Source organism: Haloferax sp. s1, assembly GCF_058382125.1.
The window spans coordinates 1-2,708 of record NZ_JBZRPK010000287.1; the positions used below are offsets into that span (position 1 = coordinate 1).

The window sequence follows — 2,708 nt, forward strand, 5'->3', positions numbered from 1 at the left end:
ATTCTCATCGTCGGCATCGTCAACTACCACGCCTTCCAGGTGGCACAGCACCGAAACCCCATCGACGACACGAAGATGAACCGCGCGTACCCGGGCGACGAACGCGGGACATCCTCGGAGCGAATCGCCGCCGCGACGTTCGACGCCGCCCGGCGAGCGGACCTCATCTTGGACCTCCACCAGGGGTCTACGAGCCAGATGATAAACGAGGTTCGCGTCCGCTGTGGTCGCCACCACCGGATGCACGCGAAGTGTCTTCGTCTCGCTAAGACCTTCGGGTGCGGCTACGTGCTCGACCAGAAGGGACCGGACGGCCAACTCGCCCGCGCCGGCCCGGACGCCGGGATTCCGACCATCGACCCCGAACGCGGCGGGTGCGTCGGCTGGGACGAAGAGAGCATCCAGAAGGGCGTCCAAGGCGTTCACAACGTCCTCCGCGGCTACGGCTTCGTCGACGGCGACGTCGAACTCGAAGCCCAGACCCGCGCCCGGGGCTTCGACCAGTACGGGTCGCCCGTCGGCGGTCTCGTCCGGTTCAAGCGCGACCTCGGCGAGCGAGTTTCGACCGGGGACGTGGTCTTCGAAGTGACTGACGTGTTCGGCTCGCTCAAAGCCCGCGTCACCGCCGACCACGACGGTATCTTCTGGCGCGCTCGCCGACTCCCGCAGGTCGCCTCCGGCGAATACGTCTGTTCTGTCGGTATCGACCTCGATACGTACTGAAGTCCATCATGACTGCCCCCTCTCAATTCCCATCCCGAACACTATGACCGCCCCCTCCAATCTTCCGTCCCGGCTTCGACTCGCGTGTGATTCGTGCGGTTCGACCTTCGATGAGTGGCGCTGGCGGTGTTCCTGCGGCGCACCGCTCGACTTCGATTCTACCCCGACCCCTACGTCTCCGACGCCCGACGACGCCGACCTCGACTACCGTCGCGGTCTCTGGGCGTTCGACGACTTTCTCCCGCCGACTCCACAGGCCACTCTCGGCGAGGGGATGACTCCGCTCGTGGACGCCTCGGAGTGGGAAGCCTCGTTCAAACTGGAGTACGTCTTCCCCACCGGGTCGTTCAAGGACCGCGGCGCGACGACGACTCTCTCCGTCGCGTCGGAACTCGGCGTCGAGCGAATCGTCGAAGATTCCTCGGGCAATGCGGGGGCCGCTATCGCCACCTACGCCGCCCGCGCCGGTATCGACGCGGAGATTTACGTTCCCGCGTCGGTCAAGCCCGCAAAAGTCCGTGCCATCGAACGCGCCGGGGCGAAGCCGGTTCGAATCGAAGGCACTCGACAGGACGTAACCGACGCCTGCGTCGAGGCAGTCGAAGAGGGCAATGCGTGGTATGCAAGTCACGCGTGGAACCCGGCATTCTTCGCGGGGACGGCAACTGTCGCCTACGAAATCGCCGCCCAGCGGGACTGGACAGCACCCGACGCTGTCGTCACGCCACTGGGCCACGGGACGCTCTTTCTCGGGGCGTATCGCGGCTTCCGCGACCTCTACGAGGCCGGCTGGATTGACCGGATTCCCGAACTATACGGCGCGCAGGCCGCAGGATACTCCCCTATTGCCGACGCTCGGCACCACACGACCACCGAGACGAACGACGTGGCCGACGGCATCCAGATTCGGAACCCCGTCCGCGAAACGGAGATTCACGAGGCGCTCGACGAGACGGGCGGCGACGCAATCGCGCTCTCGGCCGATGCGGTCGAAGACGAACTCGACAGACTCCACCGTCACGGATTCTACACCGAACCGACGTGCGCCGTCGCACCCGCGGCGCTCCGCGAACTCCGACTGTCGGGCGTCCTCACCATGGACGACGACGTGGTTGTGCCGCTGACGGGGAGCGGACTCAAGTCTTAACGTTCGAACTCACGTCTCGACGTCGACAAATACCGTTCTAAAATTCGGAACTACTCGCTACGCGCGGGTCTCGCCCGCGGTCTCGGTTTCAGCCTGTACCTTGCAGGTGTTGATGCCGAGTGCCTTGTTCATCGGACACTTTTGCGTCACGGCGGTCGCCGCGAGCACTGCACCGACGAGCAGCGCCGCACCCGCGACGACGAGTCCGAGCGTGCCTGTCATTGCCGGTACGACTCCCGCGAGGGCCGCAGCACCGACGATGATGAGCACCGGTCCGAGGATGGCGCGTACGATACGGTCGTATCCGCCAACGTTCATTTCCATGGTTGATTCACCATGTATGTCTATGACACGCACGGGTAAATCAGTTACAGGACATTCTCAGCAGTGAGGAGCCGTGAGTGTCGAGGTACCGGATGTGTTGATGGGCAGTTATTTTCCTCCGCCGGTGCTATCGTTGGTATTCCCGTCTCGCGTTCCTCCTCCCCAACGAAGACGACGTACTCGGCCGGTTTCTCGCCCTCACGCTCGTCGTCTATCTCGTCATGACCGGATTCGAAGACGTCGCTGTGCTGTTTTCCACGATGGTCATCGCGCTCGCCATCTGGACTGTCGCGGTTACGATTCAGGGGTTCAAGTACGGCTACCTCGAAGGAAAAGTCTGACCGAGCCAGCGCACTCGACGACGTTCAGCGACGCGCTTCCCAGTCAATCCAGTCTTGTTCCCACCCGTGCCCGGCGTGCCAGCTGCGGCCCTCGTACTCGGGGTCTTCACGGCGCGTCCGATTTCGGACGATGCTGCCGGTCTGTTCACCATCGACGAGCAAGGGCTTGAACG

At 63.7% G+C, this 2,708-nt stretch carries 3 protein-coding genes and 1 pseudogene; 2 read left to right on the forward strand and 2 right to left on the reverse strand.

Annotated elements, in window-relative coordinates; genetic code table 11:
* Together QT222_RS02980 and QT222_RS02985 are read left to right on the forward strand one after the other, a co-directional pair.
* On the forward strand, window positions 1–723 hold a 723-nt coding region (locus tag QT222_RS02980; protein WP_491476257.1), incomplete at its 5' end, for a succinylglutamate desuccinylase/aspartoacylase family protein.
* A 43-nt stretch (window positions 724–766) separates the two neighbouring features.
* On the forward strand, window positions 767–1,870 hold the full coding sequence (locus QT222_RS02985; protein WP_004057971.1) for a pyridoxal-phosphate dependent enzyme: 1,104 nt from the start codon (window positions 767–769) through the stop codon (window positions 1,868–1,870).
* Between the two features lie 57 nt (window positions 1,871–1,927).
* Here the strand turns inward: QT222_RS02985 and QT222_RS02990 are convergent, their stop codons facing one another.
* Both QT222_RS02990 and QT222_RS02995 read right to left on the reverse strand, forming a co-directional pair.
* A complete protein-coding gene (locus tag QT222_RS02990; protein WP_004057969.1) occupies window positions 1,928–2,194 on the reverse strand; it encodes a YgaP family membrane protein in 267 nt (88 codons plus the stop codon).
* A gap of 365 nt (window positions 2,195–2,559) precedes the next feature.
* Window positions 2,560–2,708, reverse strand: a pseudogene (locus QT222_RS02995) (protein-L-isoaspartate O-methyltransferase family protein); the annotation flags it as partial.